The sequence below is a fragment of the Mesorhizobium qingshengii genome, from assembly GCF_027563465.1.
GTDB classification, from domain to species: domain Bacteria; phylum Pseudomonadota; class Alphaproteobacteria; order Rhizobiales; family Rhizobiaceae; genus Mesorhizobium; species Mesorhizobium qingshengii_A.
The window spans coordinates 689,606-707,139 of record NZ_JAPFQA010000002.1; the positions used below are offsets into that span (position 1 = coordinate 689,606).

General features: G+C 64.4%; 16 protein-coding genes and 1 pseudogene. 14 read left to right on the plus strand and 3 right to left on the minus strand.

The window, feature by feature from the left end; genetic code table 11:
* From OOJ09_RS08000 to lpdA, 8 genes and pseudogenes are all read left to right on the plus strand, one after another.
* Positions 1-372 (plus strand): cupin domain-containing protein, encoded by a 372-nt coding sequence (locus OOJ09_RS08000; protein WP_269904664.1) that lies wholly within the window; start codon positions 1-3, stop codon positions 370-372.
* 49 nt (positions 373-421) lie between these two features.
* Complete coding sequence (sucD, locus tag OOJ09_RS08005) at positions 422-1,324, plus strand: succinate--CoA ligase subunit alpha (protein WP_269904665.1); 903 nt, start codon at positions 422-424, stop codon at positions 1,322-1,324.
* 213 nt (positions 1,325-1,537) lie between these two features.
* Positions 1,538-4,525 (plus strand): 2-oxoglutarate dehydrogenase E1 component, encoded by a 2,988-nt coding sequence (locus OOJ09_RS08010; protein WP_269904666.1) that lies wholly within the window; start codon positions 1,538-1,540, stop codon positions 4,523-4,525.
* Positions 4,526-4,555: 30 nt separating this feature from the next.
* Positions 4,556-5,836 (plus strand): 2-oxoglutarate dehydrogenase complex dihydrolipoyllysine-residue succinyltransferase, encoded by a 1,281-nt coding sequence (gene odhB, locus OOJ09_RS08015; protein WP_269904667.1) that lies wholly within the window; start codon positions 4,556-4,558, stop codon positions 5,834-5,836.
* Between the two features lie 11 nt (positions 5,837-5,847).
* The gene (locus tag OOJ09_RS08020) at positions 5,848-6,426 is read left to right on the plus strand and encodes a hypothetical protein (protein ID WP_269904668.1); all 579 of its coding nucleotides are present in this window, start codon (positions 5,848-5,850) and stop codon (positions 6,424-6,426) included.
* Positions 6,427-6,433: 7 nt separating this feature from the next.
* Positions 6,434-6,949, plus strand: coding sequence for a hypothetical protein (locus OOJ09_RS08025; RefSeq protein ID WP_269904669.1), 516 nt, complete (start codon positions 6,434-6,436; stop codon positions 6,947-6,949).
* Positions 6,946-7,701, plus strand: coding sequence for an SDR family oxidoreductase (locus OOJ09_RS08030; RefSeq protein ID WP_269904670.1), 756 nt, complete (start codon positions 6,946-6,948; stop codon positions 7,699-7,701). The genes OOJ09_RS08025 and OOJ09_RS08030 overlap by 4 nt, the downstream gene beginning before the upstream one ends.
* Before the next feature lie 76 nt (positions 7,702-7,777).
* Positions 7,778-9,193 (plus strand): annotated as a pseudogene (gene lpdA, locus OOJ09_RS08035) (dihydrolipoyl dehydrogenase); the annotation flags it as partial.
* 738 nt (positions 9,194-9,931) lie between these two features.
* On the opposite strand, the gene OOJ09_RS08040 reads toward lpdA, so the two are convergent.
* Positions 9,932-11,002 carry a TraB/GumN family protein gene (locus OOJ09_RS08040; protein WP_269904671.1) on the minus strand — a complete coding sequence of 357 codons (1,071 nt, stop codon included), beginning with the start codon at positions 11,000-11,002 and terminating at the stop codon, positions 9,932-9,934.
* A gap of 132 nt (positions 11,003-11,134) precedes the next feature.
* Entirely contained in the window at positions 11,135-12,073 is a 939-nt protein-coding gene (locus OOJ09_RS08045) for a tyrosine recombinase XerC (protein ID WP_269904672.1), read from the minus strand.
* A gap of 412 nt (positions 12,074-12,485) precedes the next feature.
* On the opposite strand from OOJ09_RS08045, the gene rimM reads away from it, so the two are divergent.
* Both rimM and trmD read left to right on the plus strand, forming a co-directional pair.
* Complete coding sequence (gene rimM / locus OOJ09_RS08050) at positions 12,486-13,079, plus strand: ribosome maturation factor RimM (RefSeq protein WP_269904673.1); 594 nt, start codon at positions 12,486-12,488, stop codon at positions 13,077-13,079.
* Positions 13,076-13,780 (plus strand): tRNA (guanosine(37)-N1)-methyltransferase TrmD, encoded by a 705-nt coding sequence (gene trmD, locus OOJ09_RS08055; protein ID WP_269904674.1) that lies wholly within the window; start codon positions 13,076-13,078, stop codon positions 13,778-13,780. The genes rimM and trmD overlap by 4 nt, the downstream gene beginning before the upstream one ends.
* Here trmD and OOJ09_RS08060 read toward each other — a convergent pair.
* On the minus strand, positions 13,762-14,514 hold the full coding sequence (locus tag OOJ09_RS08060) for a sulfite exporter TauE/SafE family protein (protein WP_269904675.1): 753 nt from the start codon (positions 14,512-14,514) through the stop codon (positions 13,762-13,764). The genes trmD and OOJ09_RS08060 overlap by 19 nt on opposite strands.
* 312 nt (positions 14,515-14,826) lie before the next feature.
* Here OOJ09_RS08060 and rplS point away from each other — a divergent pair, with 312 nt between their 5' ends.
* The 4 genes from rplS (at position 14,827) to OOJ09_RS08080 (ending at position 17,429) form a co-directional block, all read left to right on the plus strand.
* Complete coding sequence (gene rplS, locus OOJ09_RS08065) at positions 14,827-15,366, plus strand: 50S ribosomal protein L19 (RefSeq protein ID WP_256752025.1); 540 nt, start codon at positions 14,827-14,829, stop codon at positions 15,364-15,366.
* Between the two features lie 161 nt (positions 15,367-15,527).
* Entirely contained in the window at positions 15,528-15,962 is a 435-nt protein-coding gene (locus OOJ09_RS08070) for an organic hydroperoxide resistance protein (RefSeq protein ID WP_269904676.1), read from the plus strand.
* Complete coding sequence (locus OOJ09_RS08075) at positions 15,959-16,459, plus strand: MarR family winged helix-turn-helix transcriptional regulator (RefSeq protein WP_269904677.1); 501 nt, start codon at positions 15,959-15,961, stop codon at positions 16,457-16,459. The genes OOJ09_RS08070 and OOJ09_RS08075 overlap by 4 nt, the downstream gene beginning before the upstream one ends.
* Before the next feature lie 172 nt (positions 16,460-16,631).
* Positions 16,632-17,429, plus strand: coding sequence for a transporter substrate-binding domain-containing protein (locus OOJ09_RS08080; RefSeq protein WP_269904678.1), 798 nt, complete (start codon positions 16,632-16,634; stop codon positions 17,427-17,429).
* Positions 17,430-17,534: the final 105 nt, after the last annotated feature.

Sequence of the window (17,534 nt, forward strand, 5' to 3'; positions counted from 1 at the left end):
GTGCCTCCGCACAAGATAAACCTTGTCGAGGCGGCGGATGCGAAGATCACCAAGGTCTTCGATCCGCATATCGCCGGTGATGTGAATGACAGCCAGGCGAAGGTCGCCAAGTTCGGCGAGGTCTTCGACTGGCACGCGCATGAGAAAGAGGATGAAGCCTTCCTCGTGCTGCGTGGGCGTATCGCCATCGATTTTCGCGACGGCACGGTGGAGCTTGGCAGTGGCGACTTCATCGTCGTGCCGCGCGCCGTCGAGCACCGGCCGCGTTCGCTCACGGCCGAGCCCGTGGTGCTGATGTTCGAGCCGGCGACGACGCTCAACACCGGCAACGCCAAGAGCGACCTCACCGTCGCCGACCTGAAGCGGCTGTGACCATGACCGCGCAACCTTCCTCGATCAACGGTTTTTAAAAAGGGCTCCGATGTCCATTCTCGTCGACAAGAACACCAAGGTGCTGGTGCAGGGCCTGACCGGCAAGACCGGCACGTTCCATACCGAACAGGCGCTGGCCTATCACGGGACCAAGATGGTCGGCGGCATCCATCCGAAGAAGGGTGGCGAGACCTGGGCCGGCTCGAAGGGCGAGAGCCTGCCGATCTTCGCCACCGTCGCCGAGGGCAAGGCCAGGACCGGCGCCAACGCCTCCGTCGTCTATGTGCCGCCGGCGGGTGCCGCCGAAGCGATCCTGGAAGCGATCGAGGCCGAGATCCCGCTGATCGTCTGCATCACCGAAGGCATACCGGTGATGGACATGATCAAGGTCAAGGCCAGGCTCGACCGCTCGACCTCGCGGCTGATCGGCCCGAACTGTCCGGGCGTGCTCACCCCCAACGAATGCAAGATCGGCATCATGCCCGGCAGCATTTTCCGCAAGGGCTCGGTCGGCGTTGTTTCGCGCTCGGGAACACTTACCTATGAGGCCGTGTTCCAGACCACCAATGTCGGCCTCGGCCAGACCACCGCCGTCGGCATTGGCGGCGATCCCGTCAAGGGCACCGAGTTCATCGACGTGCTGGAGATGTTCCTCGCCGACGACGAGACCAAGTCGATCATCATGATCGGCGAGATCGGCGGTTCGGCCGAGGAAGACGCCGCGCAGTTCCTCAAGGACGAAGCCAAGCGTGGCCGCAAGAAGCCGATGGCCGGCTTCATCGCCGGGCGCACGGCGCCGGCGGGCCGCACCATGGGCCATGCGGGCGCGGTCATCTCCGGCGGCAAGGGCGGCGCCGAGGACAAGATCGCGGCGATGGAATCGGCCGGCATCAAGGTTTCGCCGTCGCCGGCCCGTCTCGGCACGACGCTGGTCGAGGCGATCAAAGGGTGAGAAACGGTCGGCCCTGGGCCGACGAAAAGCCAATTGCCTGGCTTTTCGAGTTTCGAGCGCCCGGAGCGAAAGCGAAGGGCCGGGAATGGCGGGAATGGAATGAAGGCTGGCGACGGTTCGTTGGCCTTGAGGGGAACAAGGACGGGTGAACCGTTCGACATCGCGGCAATGCCGCAAACGCAAGGAGACGGAGCACGGGCTCCGCTAAGTGACATGGCAAGACAAGATCAGGCCAACGACCAATTTTCGCTCACCTCTTTCCTCTATGGCGGCAACGCCGACTATATCGACGCGCTCTATGCCGCCTATGAGGACGATCCCGCCTCGGTCAATCCCGAATGGCAGGAGTTCTTCGCCGGGCTGAAGGACGACGCCGGCGATGTCCGCAAGAACGCCAAGGGCGCCTCCTGGGCCAAGCCGTCCTGGCCGCTGCAGGCCAATGGCGAGCTTGTGTCGGCGCTCGACGGCAACTGGGGCATCGTCGAGAAGCACCTGGAAAAGAAGGTCAAGGACAAGGCCGTCATCAACGGCACGGTCCTTTCCGATGCCGACGTGCATCAGGCGACGCGCGATTCCGTGCGCGCCATCATGATGATCCGCGCCTACCGCATGCGCGGCCATCTGCACGCCAATCTCGACCCGCTCGGCATCGCCAAGCCGCTTGAGGACTACAACGAATTGTCGCCGGAGAATTACGGCTTCACCGCCGCCGACTACGACCGGCCGATCTTCCTCGACAATGTGCTCGGGCTCGAATTCGGCACCGTCCGGCAGATGCTGGAGATCCTGACCCGCACCTATTGCTCGACGCTCGGCGTCGAATTCATGCACATCTCCGATCCCGAGGAAAAGGCCTGGATCCAGGCGCGCATCGAGGGCGCTGACAAGGAGATCACCTTCACGGCGACCGGCAAGAAGGCGATCCTGCAGAAGCTGATCGAATCCGAAGGTTTCGAACAGTTCGCGGACATCAAGTACAAGGGCACCAAGCGTTTCGGCCTCGATGGCAGTGAAGCGCTGATCCCGGCGCTGGAGCAGATCATCAAGCGCGGCGGCCAGCTCGGCATGAAGGAGATCGTGCTCGGCATGGCGCATCGCGGCCGGCTGAATGTGCTCTCCCAGGTGATGGCCAAGCCGCACCGCGCCATCTTCCATGAGTTCAAGGGCGGCTCGGCCGCCCCCGACGAGGTCGAAGGTTCGGGCGACGTCAAGTACCATCTCGGCGCCTCGTCGGACCGCGAGTTCGACGGCAACAAGGTGCATCTGTCGCTGACCGCCAACCCCTCGCACCTGGAGATCGTCGATCCGGTGGTGATGGGCAAGGCGCGCGCCAAGCAGGATTATCTGTTCGGCCGCAGCCGCGAGGAGATCGTGCCGCTGGAGGAGCGCGCCAAGGTGTTGCCGCTCTTGCTGCACGGCGACGCCGCCTTCGCCGGCCAGGGCGTGATCGCTGAAATCCTCGGCCTGTCCGGCCTGCGCGGCCACCGCGTCGCCGGCACGCTGCATTTCATCATCAACAACCAGATCGGCTTCACCACCAATCCGCGCTTCTCGCGCTCGTCGCCCTATCCGTCCGACGTCGCCAAGATGATCGAGGCGCCGATCTTCCACGTCAACGGCGACGATCCGGAAGCGGTGGTCCATGCCACCAAGGTGGCGATCGAATTCCGCATGAAGTTCCACAAGCCAGTGGTGGTAGACATGTTCTGCTACCGCCGCTTCGGCCACAATGAGGGCGACGAACCGGCCTTCACCCAGCCGATCATGTATCGCAACATCCGCAACCACAAGACGACGGTGCAGATCTACGCCGACCGCCTGATTGCCGAAGGCCACATCACCCAGGCCGAATTCGACAAGATGAAGGCGGACTGGCGAGCGCATCTGGAATCGGAATGGGAGGTCGGCCAGCACTACAAGCCCAACAAGGCCGACTGGCTCGACGGCGCCTGGTCGGGCTTGCGCACGGCCGACAACCAGGACGAAACGCGGCGCGGCAAGACCGCCGTGCCGGTCAAGACGCTGAAGGAAATCGGCAAGAAGCTGACCGAGGTGCCGAAGGATTTCGAGGCGCACAAGACGATCATCCGCTTCCTCGAGAACCGCCGTCAGGCGATCGAGTCCGGCGAAGGCATCGACTGGTCGACGGCCGAGGCGCTGGCCTTCGGCGCCATCCTGCTCGATGGCAACCCGATCCGGCTGTCGGGGCAGGATTCCGAACGCGGCACCTTCTCGCAGCGCCACTCCGTGCTCTACGACCAGCGCGACGAGACCCGCTACATCCCGCTCAACAACCTGTCCGCCGCACAGGCCGGCTACGAAGTCATCAACTCGATGCTGTCGGAAGAGGCGGTGCTCGGCTTCGAATATGGCTACAGCCTTGCCGAGCCGAAGGCGCTGACGCTGTGGGAAGCGCAGTTCGGTGACTTCGCCAACGGCGCCCAGGTGGTGTTCGACCAGTTCATCTCGTCGGGCGAGCGCAAGTGGCTCAGAATGTCGGGCCTCGTCTGCCTGCTGCCGCATGGCTATGAAGGCCAGGGTCCGGAACATTCCTCGGCGCGGCTCGAGCGCTTCCTGCAGCTTTGCGCCGAAGACAACATGCAAGTGGCCAACTGCACGACACCGGCCAACTACTTCCACATCCTGCGCCGGCAGTTGAAGCGGGACTTCCGCAAGCCGCTGATCCTGATGACGCCGAAGTCGCTGCTGCGCCACAAGCGGGCGGTGTCGACGCTGCCGGAAATTTCCGGCGAGAGTTCGTTCCACCGGCTCTTGTGGGACGATGCCCAGCTGCTTCCCGGCCAGGCGATCAAGCTGGTCAAGGATTCGAAGATCCGCCGCGTCGTGCTGTGCTCGGGCAAGGTCTATTACGACCTCTACGAAGAGCGCGAGAAGCGCGGCGTCAACGATATCTACCTGCTGCGCGTCGAACAGCTCTATCCGTTCCCGGCCAAGGCGCTGATCACGGAATTGTCGCGCTTCCGCAACGCCGAGATGGTGTGGTGCCAGGAGGAGCCCAAGAACATGGGCGCCTGGTCGTTCATCGACCCGTATCTGGAGTGGGTGCTGGCGCATATCGACGCCAAGCATCAGCGGGTGCGCTACACCGGCCGCCCGGCTGCCGCCTCGCCGGCGACCGGATTGATGTCCAAGCACCTTGCCCAGCTCGCCGCCTTGCTCGAAGACGCGCTCGGCGAATAAACAGAACCCGACAAGAAACGGACAGGCACAATGGCTACCGAAATCCGCGTTCCCACTCTCGGCGAATCCGTCACCGAAGCGACCATCGGCAAATGGTTCAAGAAGGTGGGCGACGCCATTGCCGCCGACGAGCCCTTGGTCGAGCTCGAGACCGACAAGGTGACGGTGGAGGTGCCGGCCGCCGCCGCAGGCACGCTGAGCGAAATCACCGCCAAGGAAGGCGAGACGGTCGGTGTCGGCGCCTTGCTGGGGTCGATTTCGGCCGGAGGCGAGGCCGCCGCACCAGCGACCAAGCCGCAAGCGGTGTCGCAGGCCTCGAGCCCTGACGCGGCGTCCACCGTCAAGCAGGCGGCGGTGGAAACCGCCAAGATCGCCGGTGATGCCGGCGCGGTCGAGCCGCGCAGCATGCCCCCGGCGCCGGCGGCGGCGAAGCTGATCGCCGAGAACAATCTGGCGGTCGACCAGCTCTCGGGTTCGGGCAAGCGTGGCCAGGTGCTGAAGGGCGACGTGCTCGACGCGATCTCCAAGGGCACGCCGTCGCAGCCGGCCGAAGCGCCGAAGGCGGCACCGGGGCCGGTCGCCGTGCGTGCGCCGTCCTCGGGCGACGACGCGGCGCGCGAGGAGCGCGTGCGCATGACCAAGCTGCGCCAGACGATCGCGCGCCGCCTCAAGGAAGCGCAGTCGACCGCCGCCATGCTGACCACCTTCAACGAGGTCGACATGAGCGCGGTGATGGCGCTCAGGACCAAATACAAGGATGTGTTCGAGAAGAAGCATGGCGTGAAGCTCGGCTTCATGGGCTTCTTCACCAAGGCGGTGACGCACGCGCTGAAGGAAATCCCTTCGGTCAACGCCGAGATCGACGGCACCGACATCATCTTCAAGAACTACGCGCATATCGGCGTCGCCGTCGGCACCGAAAAGGGCCTCGTCGTGCCTGTCGTGCGCAATGCCGACCAGATGTCCATCGCCGAGATCGAGAAGGATATCGGCCGGCTGGGCATCGCCGCGCGCGACGGCAAGCTGTCGGTCGCCGACATGCAGGGCGGCACGTTTACGATTTCCAACGGCGGCGTCTACGGGTCGCTGATGTCGACGCCGATCCTCAACGCGCCGCAGTCGGGCATCCTGGGCATGCACAAGATTCAGGATCGGCCGGTCGTGGTTGGTGGCCAGATCGTCATCCGGCCGATGATGTATCTGGCGCTCAGCTACGACCACCGCATCGTCGACGGCAAGGAAGCCGTGACCTTCCTGGTGCGCGTCAAGGAAAGCCTGGAGGATCCGGAACGGCTGGTGCTCGATTTGTAAGGTTATCCGCGATGGCCGGGCCTGTCGAGCCGATCGATCTCTTCGAACTTCTGACGACAGGCCGGGCAGGCCCGATTGAACTTGCCAAAAGCAGTCGCGAAGCAATTCGCGGCCTGATCGATCCGGAAGATGTCCGGGCCGACAACCACGTTCGGCACGGTGACGACGAATCCGCATGGTGCATTTACGGCGCGAATTGCGAGTTCTTTTTCAGCCCTGATTTTCGTCTGAGGTCGATCAGCGTCGAGCCTGTCTTCGGAAGATTGCAGGCGGGTGCGATGGCGACCTGGTACGGCCATCTCGACGTCGATGTGGGCCGGCATCCGGTGATTTTTGCAGGCACAAAGCCGATAGAAATACATACCTTGCCAAAAGCATTGCAGTTCATGAACAAGAGTGAATTCAAGTGGGCAATCGGCGGCGGCCGTGAGCGCGATGTCTATATTGAACTCGCGGAGAGTTCTCGCATCTTGACCCTCAAATACGAGGTGAACGCGATTCCGGTCGACAGGAATGACAACGTGGCCTTCGAGATGGATTATTTTCTTTCGACGGTCTTCATCCTCGATCGGAACGTCCCAGGCGGATAGGGCTGAAATGACGACACGTTCCTTTCGCTCCAAAAGTTTGCCGACGGTATCGTTCGCTGCCTGCATCGCCTTGCTTTCTGCAAATGCCCATGCCGCCTGCCCGATCGAGCTCGCGGTCTATGGTGACGCGCAGAGCGGCACCGAGATCGACTTCACGCCAACCGGCACCTCGGCTGTTGTCACCAACAGCTTCCGCATGATCCTCGACAACAATGTGGTGCTGAACGGCATTGTGATGTGGAGCTCGGGTGAAGCGCGGCCGAACGGCTCCTTGATGTACAAATGCCCTGAGGGCGACGTCACTGGCGGCGAACTTGCCGCCTGCACCCTTTGGAACGGTGTGATCTATACGTCGGATGACAAGGGAGCGATCGGGTTGTTGCCGGCGCAAGGCGTCGATGCGCCGAAGACACTGATCCTGCCCGACCTCGGGCCGTCATTGCGGCATTCGCTGGCCTATGGCGGCAGCGGATTTTCGAAAGTGCCGTCGGATGTGTTTACGCTGAAGGGATGCCAGGAATGAGCGAGGCGCAAAAGGTGCTGCTGGTCACCGGCGGCAGCCGCGGCATTGGCGCCGCCGTCTGCCGGCTCGGGTCGAAGGCCGGCTATCGCGTGGCGGTCAACTACGCCTCGAACCAGGCCGCCGCCGACGCGCTGGTCGGCGACATCAAGGCCGGCGGCGGCGACGCTTTTTCGGTCAAGGGCGATGTCGGCAGCGAAGCCGATATCGTGGCCATGTTCGAGGCTGTCGACCGTGCCTATGGCCGGCTCGATGCCTTCGTCAACAATGCCGGCATCGTCGACGTCAAGGCGCGCGTCGACGAGATGGATGTTTCGCGGCTGGAGCGCATGATGCGCATCAATGTCGTGGGTTCGTTCCTCTGCGCACGCGAGGCGGTGAAGCGCATGTCGACCCGCCATGGCGGCAAGGGTGGAGCGATCGTCAACATCTCGTCGGCCGCTGCGGTGCTGGGCGCGCCGGACAATTATGTCGACTATGCCGCCTCCAAGGGCGCCATCGACACCTTCACCGTCGGGCTCGCCCGCGAGGTGGCGCTGGAAGGCATTCGCGTCAACGCGGTGCGGCCGGGCATCATCGACACCGACATCCATGCCTCCGGCGGACAGCCGGACCGGGTGGCACTGATCCAGGACACGCTTCCGATGAAAAGAGCCGGCACCGCCGATGAAGTCGCCGCTGCCGTTCTCTATCTTCTATCCGACGCCGCGTCCTATACGACAGGCGCGATCCTGAATGTCAGCGGCGGCCGCTGAGCGCTCTCAAGCAGTTCGAGCATGATGTCATCCGAAAACCGCGTCACACTTTTCGGCATCATGCTCAAAACAGAAGGACAATATCATGGCTTATGACGTCGTTATCATCGGATCGGGACCCGGCGGCTATGTCTGCGCCATCAAGGCGGCGCAGCTCGGGCTGAAGGTCGCGGTGGTCGAGAAGAATGCGACCTTCGGCGGCACCTGTCTCAACATCGGCTGCATTCCGTCGAAGGCGCTGCTTCATGCCTCGGAGATGTTCGCCGAGGCCGGCCATTCCTTCGACACGCTCGGCGTCGAGATATCCGCGCCGAAATTGAACCTGAAGAAGATGATGGCGCACAAGGACGCGACGGTGTCGTCGAACGTCAACGGCGTCGCCTTCCTGTTCAAGAAGAACAAGATCGACTCGTTCCGCGGCACCGGCAAGGTGGTCGCGGCCGGCAAGGTCTCGGTGACCGGCGAGGACGGCAAGGTCGAGGAGATCGAGACCCAGAACATCGTCATCGCCACCGGGTCGGACGTCGCCGGCATTCCCGGCGTCAAGGTCGACATCGACGAGAAGGTCATCGTGTCATCGACCGGCGCGCTGTCGCTGGAGAAAGTTCCCGGCCACCTGGTGGTGGTCGGTGGCGGCGTCATCGGGCTCGAACTCGGCTCGGTGTGGGCGCGGCTTGGCGCCAAGGTGACCGTGGTCGAGTTCCTCGACACCATCCTCGGCGGCATGGATGGCGAGGTCTCCAAGCAGTTCCAGCGGCTGCTGTCGAAACAGGGTTTCGAGTTCAAGCTCGGCGCCAAGGTGACTGGTGTGGCCAAGGCCAAGAAGGGTGCGACCGTCACCTTCGAGCCGGTCAAGGGCGGTGCCGCCGAGTCCATCGAAGCCGATGCGGTGCTGATCGCCACCGGGCGCCGCGCCTATTCCGACAGCCTTGGCCTGAAGGAAGCCGGTGTCGAAGTCGACGAGCGTGGCCGGGTCAAGACCGATGGCCATCTCAGGACCAATGTATCAGGCATCTACGCCATCGGCGACGTCATCGCCGGGCCGATGCTGGCGCACAAGGCCGAGGACGAGGGCGTGGCGGTGGCCGAAACCATCGCCGGCCAGGCCGGCCATGTGAACTATGACGTCATCCCGAGCGTCGTCTACACCAGCCCGGAAATCGCCTCGGTCGGCAAGACCGAGGAAGAGCTGAAGAAGGCCGGCATCGACTACAAGGCGGGAAAATTCCCGTTCAGCGCCAATGGCCGGGCGCGCGCCATGCTGCACACCGATGGTTTCGTGAAGATCCTCGCCGACAGGACGACCGACCGCGTGCTGGGTGTCCATATCGTCGGCTTCGGCGCCGGCGAGATGATCCACGAGGCGGCGGTGCTGATGGAGTTCGGCGGCTCGTCGGAGGATCTCGCCCGCACCTGCCACGCCCATCCGACGATGTCGGAAGCGGTGAAGGAGGCGGCGCTGGCCACCTTCTTCAAGCCGATCCATATCTAGGGCGACGGCTATCCGATCTTCGCCGCTGATCCGTAGCGGCGCGAAGAAGGCCTCCAGCGTCGCGCTGCCCCTCATTGCCCTGCCGGGCATTTCTCCCCGTATAGTGACGGGGAGAGAGAAGCCCGCGCCGAGGGTCGCCAATTGCCATCGTAGCAGAAAGGGCGCCGAGGTTGGGGCCGGCAGGCACAAGAGGCGGCGTCGATGTCGACCGTACCTGCGTTACGGCCCACACGCTCAATAGCAACTGCCCAAAACAAAACGGCCCGCTTTTCAGCGGGCCGTTCGTATTTGATCTCTGGCCGATCAGTTGGCCGGTGCGGCAGGTGCAGGCGCCGGAGCCGGAGCCGCAGGGGCCGGCGCTGCGGGAGCAGCGGGAGCTGGTGCCGCAGGAGCCGGTTCGGCGGGCTTTGCCGGTTCGGCTGGCTTCATCGGTTCCGCGGGCGCGGGCGCAGGGGCCGGTGTGCTGGCCGCCGGAGGCTCAGTCGCCGGATGTTCGACCCTTCTTCCGAAAACATAATACGCGACGATGGCCAGAATAACGACGACCAGCGCAATCAGCCAAGGACTGCCGCCGCCGCCCGGCCTGGAAGTGTCGTTTGATGAATTCGCCATAAAAGTGTCCTCCATGGATGAAAATGATCAATCAACAGCCATCAACGCGCAACCGTTGAATGGGTTTCACGCTAGGGAAGGAAAACGCCGAAAAGGCGACGCCTGGATTCCCCGCTGCCATGCGACTCAATTGACAGCGGTCACAGTATAGCCGGCTTTGCGAAAATCCTCGACCAGTCCATCGGGACCGGGAAGGTGCAGGGCGCCGACCGCCATGAAGGCATTGCCTTTGGCAAGGATCGGTTCGGCATGGTCGACCATCACCTTGTTGCGGCTGGTGATCATGGTTTCCTCGAACGCCACGTAGCTGCCGGCCTGGCCGCCTTCCGCATCCGGGAGCACGGCGCGAAACAACGGCCAGAACATGCCGGTCTCGCCGCGCTGGTAAAGCACGATCATGGTCTCGTTGACGTCGTTGACCTTGTCGCCAAGCTTCACGGTATCGACCAGCCCCTTCATGTGAAAGGCGAGCGGCAGCGAGGCCATGGCGCGGAGCTGGCTGGCAGCCGTTTCCAACCCTTCCACCGGCTTGCCCGCGGCCTTGGCACTTTCCGCCAGCTTGACGTCGAGCACCGGTGCGCCGCCCGACTGGCGGGCGAGCTCGCAAGCCGGCAGTGCCAGCATCGCCGACAGCAGCCAAGGCTTCATCTTGGCGACCGTCAATGGCGGAATGCCGCGCGCGTCGAGCGCGGTGTTCATGGCCGCGGCATCGTCCGGCGACAGCAACGACGACAGCGTCGTGTTGTCGGTGAACATCATCAGGTCCGGCTCCTTGAGCATCGCAGCCATCATCTTCTGCTTGTCGAGCACGTCGGTGGTCTCGATGACGATGGTGCCGGCGGCGTCATAGGCTGTCTGCGCGGCGGGCGGCAGCGCTGTCACACGCGGGTCGGTCATGTGCATGGTGCCGAACAGGAAGGACGGCTTTTCGCCCGGCCTCTCCAGCTTCCACAGCAGGCCCTTGCCGTTCGGCGTGGCGGCGGCTTCCGCTTCGATCCTGCGGTAGGTGGCCGGATCGTCCTTCTGCAGGGCCGACAGCATGTTGGCGCCGGTGCAGGTCGGAATCTCGGCATGCGCCCTGCCCGCAGCGAACAGCAGTGCGGCGAGGAAAGACAGGAAAAACAGGACGTTGAGCGCCACGAGCAGCTTCAGCGAGATGAGAGCGGCGCGGTCGGCGACGGCGATGACGCGTTTCATGGCTCTATCTTCGTGCTTGACCATGATCTCTTCCCGAAAACCGGGCCCCACTTTTCCGGATCATGGTCTAGGATCAAAAAGCGGCGAAACGGTTAACCGGCGCGGCGAAATTGTCTTGGACGAAGCCGCCGGTCATGCGCGGGGATGGGCGGACTCGTAGATCTCGAGCAGCCTCGCGGTGTCGACGCCGGTGTAGATCTGCGTCGTCGACAGGCTGGCGTGGCCCAGGAGTTCCTGGATGGTGCGCAGGTCGCCGCCGCGGCCGAGCAGATGCGTGGCGAAGGAATGGCGTAGCGCATGCGGCGTCGCCGTGTCGGGCAGGTTGAGCGCCGAGCGCAGTTTCGCCATGTCGCGCTGGACGATGGCCGGGTTGAGCGGGCCACCACGGGCGCCGCGAAACAGCAGCCCCTTCGGGTCGAGATGATACGGACACAGCCGTCGGTATTCGGCGATGGCGCGCAGCGCCACCGGCAGCACCGGCACCAGCCGCGTCTTGCCGCCCTTGCCGGTGACGCGCAGCACGGTGTCGGACGCCGACGCCAGATCGGCGCCGGCCAGGCCGAGCGCCTCGGAAATGCGCAGGCCGGAGCCGTAGAGCAGGGTCAGCACCGCGGCGTTGCGGGCGGCGATCCAGGGTTCCTCGGACAGTTGGCCTTCGACGGACACGACATGCTTTGCATCGCTGGCCGTCAGCGGCTTCGGCAGCGACTTGGGCTGGCGCGGAGCGCGCAAGGCCGCGGCACCAGCGGCATTGACGAGGCCGCGCCGCTCGAGGAAACGCAGCAGTGAACGGATGCCGGCCAGTCCACGGCCAAGCGTGCGGGCGCCGGCGCCGGCATTGCGGCGGGCGGCAAGGAAGCCGCGCAGGTCGGCCGGGCGCAGGTTGGCGATGTCGGCGATGCCGGGCGAGCCGCCGCAATGGCCGGTGAGAAAATGCAGGAATTGTCGGGTGTCGCGCTCATAGGCTTCGACGGTCTCGGGCGACAGCCGGCGCTCGCGCGCCAGCATCTTCAGCCAGCTTTCACGCGCCGCCTGCAGATCGGGTTTTGCCGGGATGAGGAATTCCTGCATGACGGCATTTTCGGGTATTCGGGTTAGGAAGCGGTGAAGAGCGCGTCATTGAAATGACAGCGGGCGATCATTGAAATGACGCCGGGCTGGGGTTAGGAGAGTCGTCGGATTGGTGGCAAGTCACAAACCCTGGTGATTGGCTGAAACGCAAGGTCCCTTCGTCATCCACGGGCGGAGCAGGAGCGAAGCTCCGTCGCGGAGACCCGAGGATGCCGTGACCTGCGAGCGCTGCTGCGTTACAAGTCTGATAACTTTGCAGTGGAGACCATGCGCAAGCAGAGAGTTGGCAGGAACGAGACACGTGATCCTTTCTGAACTGCCGTGCTTTTTGGTCGCCGTAACGGAATGGATCCTCGGGTCTCCGCAGCCGCTTTGCGCCTGCTCCGCCCGTGGATGACGAAGGTAAAGTGCCATGAACAAGCCCCAGAACCCTGTCCAGATGGCCGTGATCGGCGCCGCCCACGGCATCAAGGGCGAGTTGCGGGTGAAAACCTTCACCGGCGAGCCGCTGGCGCTGGCCGACTATGGACCGCTCTACGCCAAGGACGGCCGCGCCTTCCACATCATCGACATCAGGCCCGCCAACACGGTCGTCGTGGTTCGCTTCAAAGGCATCAGCGACCGCAACGCCGCCGAGGCGCTGGCCGGCACGGAATTGTTCGTCGATCGCTCGGTGCTGCCGGACGACGGCGAGGAGGATGAGTTCTACCATGCCGACCTGGTCGGGCTGGAGGTCCGGGACGACACCGGTGTTGCCATCGGCAAGGTCGTCGCGGTGCACAATTTCGGCGGCGGCGACATCCTCGATGTGACGCTGGGCGGGCGCAAGGGCGTGCTGATCCCGTTCACGCAGGCCGCCGTGCCGCAAGTGTCGGTCGCCGAGGGTTTTGTCCGCGTCGACCCGGCGGCGGCCGGGCTCGTCGACGACGAGGATGCGCCGCACGAAGAGGACTTCGACCCGAAGGGCAGGCCGCGCGGACCAAGGGACGCCGGGGGCAACCGGTGACGTTCAAGGCCTCGGTGCTGACGCTCTATCCCGAGATGTTTCCCGGCGCGCTCGGCCTGTCGCTGGCCGGGCGGGCGCTGGAGGCGGGCACATGGTCGCTTGAGGCGATCCAGATCCGCGACTTCGCCGCCGATCGTCACCGCACCGTCGACGACACGCCGGCCGGCGGCGGCGCCGGCATGGTGATGCGCGCCGACGTGCTGGCCAAGGCCATCGACCACGCCGCGCCGCCGGGCGATGCGCGGCCACGGCTGTTGATGAGCCCGCGCGGCAAGCCGCTGACACAGGCGCGCGTGCGCGACCTGGCCGCCGGGCCGGGTGCGGTCATTCTCTGCGGCCGCTTCGAGGGTGTCGACCAGCGGCTGATCGAAGCGCGCGGCCTGGAGGAGGTCTCGATCGGCGATTTCATCCTGTCGGGCGGCGAGCCGGCGGCCCTTGTGCTGCTCGACGCGGTGGTGCGGCTGTTGCCCGGCGTCATGGGCAATTCGGTGTCTGGCGAAGAAGAAAGCTTCGAGAACGGCCTGCTCGAACATCCGCACTACACGCGGCCGCAGGAATTTGAAGGAAGGCCAATTCCCGAGGTGCTGATCTCGGGCAACCACAAGAAGATCGCCGCATGGCGGCGGGCGGAGTCGGAAGCGCTGACGAAGGAGCGGCGGCCGGACTTGCTGGGCGCCGCCCCTCAGCCTTTGGTGAAGTAGTAAAAGGCGAGAAACAGGCCGACGGCGACGACGAAGCCGCGCACCACAGTCTGCGGCACGCGCCTGGCGATCCAGACGCCGGCATAGCCGCCGAGCGCGCCGCCCGGGATCATGATGATCGCCTGCGGCCAGGCGACGACGCCGCCGGAGACGAAGACGACGATCGCCACCGCGGCAATGACGATAGCCAGCATGTTCTTCAGCGCATTCAGCCGGTGATAGTCGCCGGCTTGCGTGAGGCCGAGCGTGGCCAGCATCATCACACCCATGCCGGCGCCGAAGAAGCCGCCATAGATGGCGGTGACGAACTGCGCCAGGGAACCGGCCAGCGAGCCGACGGCCGCTTCGTGCCCCGGTTCTGGCGCCGGCTTCAGCCACGGCCCGGCGGCAAACAGCGCCGTTGCGCCCAACAGCAGCCATGGCACCAGGACGCGGAAGGACGGGTTGTCGAGCGCCAGCAGGATCAGCGCGCCAGCCAGCGCGCCGGCCGCCGAGATCAGGCAGAGCAGCAGCGCGCCGCGCCAGAAATGCCTGATGTCGTCTGAGTAGGCGAGCGTCGAGGTGATGTAGCCTGGAAACTGCGTGACCGAGGAGGTGGCGTTGGCGACGATCGGCGGCAGGCCGACCAATGTCATGGCGCCGAAGGTGATGAAGGTGCCGCCGCCGGCGACCGCGTTGGCGGCGCCTGACAGGAAGCCCGCGAGGAAAAGCAGGATGGCGTCGAGGAAAGACATGAGGAAGCCGCCGCGGAAAACTGTGCCAGGCCCGGCTTAGGAAGCTTGGCACGCGGGCGCAACCCCGCACCGGAAGATCGCGATGATGGCACGCGCGCAAAAAAAGACTCGGGCCAAGGCGTGACAAAGCGCTGAAATAGCTGTATGTGCCCGCCGAACCGGAAGAAGAATCTGCCGGACCCGTCAACAATGACGGTGTAGTCGCCCCTGCCCGATGTCTCAGGACAAAGGGCATAGCCGAGCGGTCAATGGAACTGCAAGGCGAGTGTCGGACGCTCTGACTGTCGGAAGAACAAGAAGTGGACTTTTGAGATGGATATTCTCCGTCAGCTCGAGGCCGAACAGGCCGCCAAGATCGAAGCCAAGCGCAAGCTTCCCGAATTCCAGCCCGGCGACACCGTGCGCGTCCAGGTCCGCGTGACCGAAGGCACCCGCACCCGCGTCCAGGCCTATGAGGGCGTCGTCATCGCCCGCGCCGGCTCCGGCTTCCAGGAAAATTTCACCGTCCGCAAGATCTCCTACGGCGAAGGCGTCGAGCGCGTGTTCCCGGTCTACTCGCCGATGGTCGAAGGCGTCGAGATCGTGCGTCGCGGCAAGGTGCGTCGCGCCAAGCTCTATTACCTGCGTGACCGTCGCGGCAAGTCGGCCCGTATTTCGGAAAACACCGGCGTGCGCGCCCGCAAGCTGAACGATGAGGAGCGCGATGCGCTGAACGCCGAGAAGGCCCGCATCGAAGCCGAGAAGGTGGCCGCTGCCGAGGCGCTGGCCGTCGAGAAGGCCGCCCAGGACGCCGCCGAGAAGAAGGCCGCCGCTGAGGCAGCCGCCGCCGCTGAAGCGACCCCGGCGGAATAAGGTTTTCGCTAGCATGTTCAAAAAGGCGGCTTCGGCCGCCTTTTTTCGTTTGAAGGCCATGCCTCTTTCGTTTGAAGGCTATGCTTCGGGCCGGAATCGCTGGTTGACTCCATTTATCTTGTACACTAATGAATCGTGCACAAGATAAATGGAGAAGCGAGATGCCCGCACTGTATTCCACCCAGGCCCGCGCCGTTGGCGGCCGCGCCGGCCATGTCCAGAGCGACGACGGCCTGCTCAGCCTCGACCTTGCCATGCCCAAGGAGCTTGGCGGCAAGGGCGGCGCCACCAATCCCGAGCAGCTTTTCGCCGCCGGCTATGCCGCCTGCTTCGAAAGCGCCCTACGCTTCATCGCCGGCAAGCAGAAGCTGCCGCTGCAGGATGCCTCGGTGACGGCGACCGTCAGCCTGCATACCAATGCGCAGGGTGGATTTGTGCTTGGCGTTTCGCTCGCGGCCGAGACGAAAGGTCTTGATCAGGCGGCGGCGGAAGCGCTTGTATCGGCGGCGCACCAGGTTTGCCCCTATTCCAACGCCATCAAGGGCAACATCGAGGTGGCGCTTTCGGCAAAGGCGCTTCCAGCAAAGGCAGCATGACCACCAGAACGATACCCTCGCCCCTGGACGTCCCGGCGGATCCCGCCGGGATACCAAAGCTCGCGCAGCATCTCTGCTTCGCGCTCTATTCGGCGAGCGGACTGATGACGCGGCTCTACCGGCCGCTGCTCGAGCCGCTCGGCCTGACCTATCCGCAATATCTGACCATGCTGGCGCTGTGGGAACATTCGCCGCGCACCGTTGGCGAGGTTGGCGAAACGCTCGGGCTGGATTCGGCAACGCTGACGCCGCTGCTCAAGCGCCTGGAGGCGAACGGCATGGTGACGCGCCGGCGCGACCCCGCCGACGAGCGTCGGGTGCTGGTCGAACCGACGCCCCGGGGTCAGGCGCTGCGCGAGAGCGCCAAGGCGGTGTCGGCGACGATGCGGTGCCATTCGCCGCTCGATGGCGACGAACTCAAATCCCTGCACCACACCTTGACCCGGCTGATCGGCGGGTTGCGTGAAGCCAGTGCCCCCGTGCCGGACCGCGATTGACGAGACCGCAAGGATCGTTCCGAAATCCGGGGAATGAAGGCACTGGAATCCGCTTTCGCATGAGCTGACGCAGAGGACCGTCTTGCATGGCGCTTGCGGAAAGCTAAAGTCGGCGCCGGATTTCCTGCAAGCCCGGCCCATGTCCGGGCCATTCAATTTCCGGGAGTGTGTCATGACCAAATCGAAACTGCTGCTGGCCGGCCTGTTTGCCCTCATCCTGGCGCCCGTCGCCGCCTTCGCGCAGGCATTGCCCGATCTCGGCGGCAAGAAGGTGGTGGTGGTGACCGAAAACGCCTATCCGCCGCTGCAGTTCATCGACGCCAAGACGGGAAAGCAGATCGGCTGGGAATATGACGCGATGAACGAGATCGCCAAGCGGCTGAATTTCAAGGTCGAGTACCAGAACACCTCCTGGGACGCGATGATCCAGGCGGTTTCCGACAACCAGTACAACATCGGCATGACCGGCATCACCATCAAGGACGACCGCAAGGAGAAGGTCGATTTCTCCGATCCCTACATGCGCTCGGAACAGTTCATGCTGGTGCGTGGCGATGAAAGCCGCTTCACCGACGCCAAGACGTTCGGCGCCTTCAAGGACGGGCTGATCGGCGCGCAGGCCGGCACGACGCCCTTCTACACCGCCGTCTACAGCGTGCTCGACGGCAATGAGCAGAACCCGCGCATCAAGCTGTTCGAGACCTTTGGCGCCACCGTGCAGGCGCTGAAGTCCGGCGACGTCGATGTCGTGCTGACCGACGGCACCGCCGGCAAGGGCTATGTCGATGCCTCGGAAGGCAAGCTGAAGCTCATCGGCGGACCGCTCGGCACCGAAGATTTCGGCTTCATCTTCCCCAAGGGCTCGGATCTGGTGAAGCCGGTCAACGCGGCGATCGCGGCGCTGAAGGCCGACGGCACGCTCGACGCGCTCAACAAGAAGTGGTTCCTCGATTACAAGATGGGGCAGTGATTTCCGCCCCCTCACCCTCCCCCTTGTGGGGAGGGTCGATTCGCGAAGCGGAGCGGGGTGGGGGCGCCAACGCAGGCGCCTCGTCACCCGCACTCCCTCTCACCG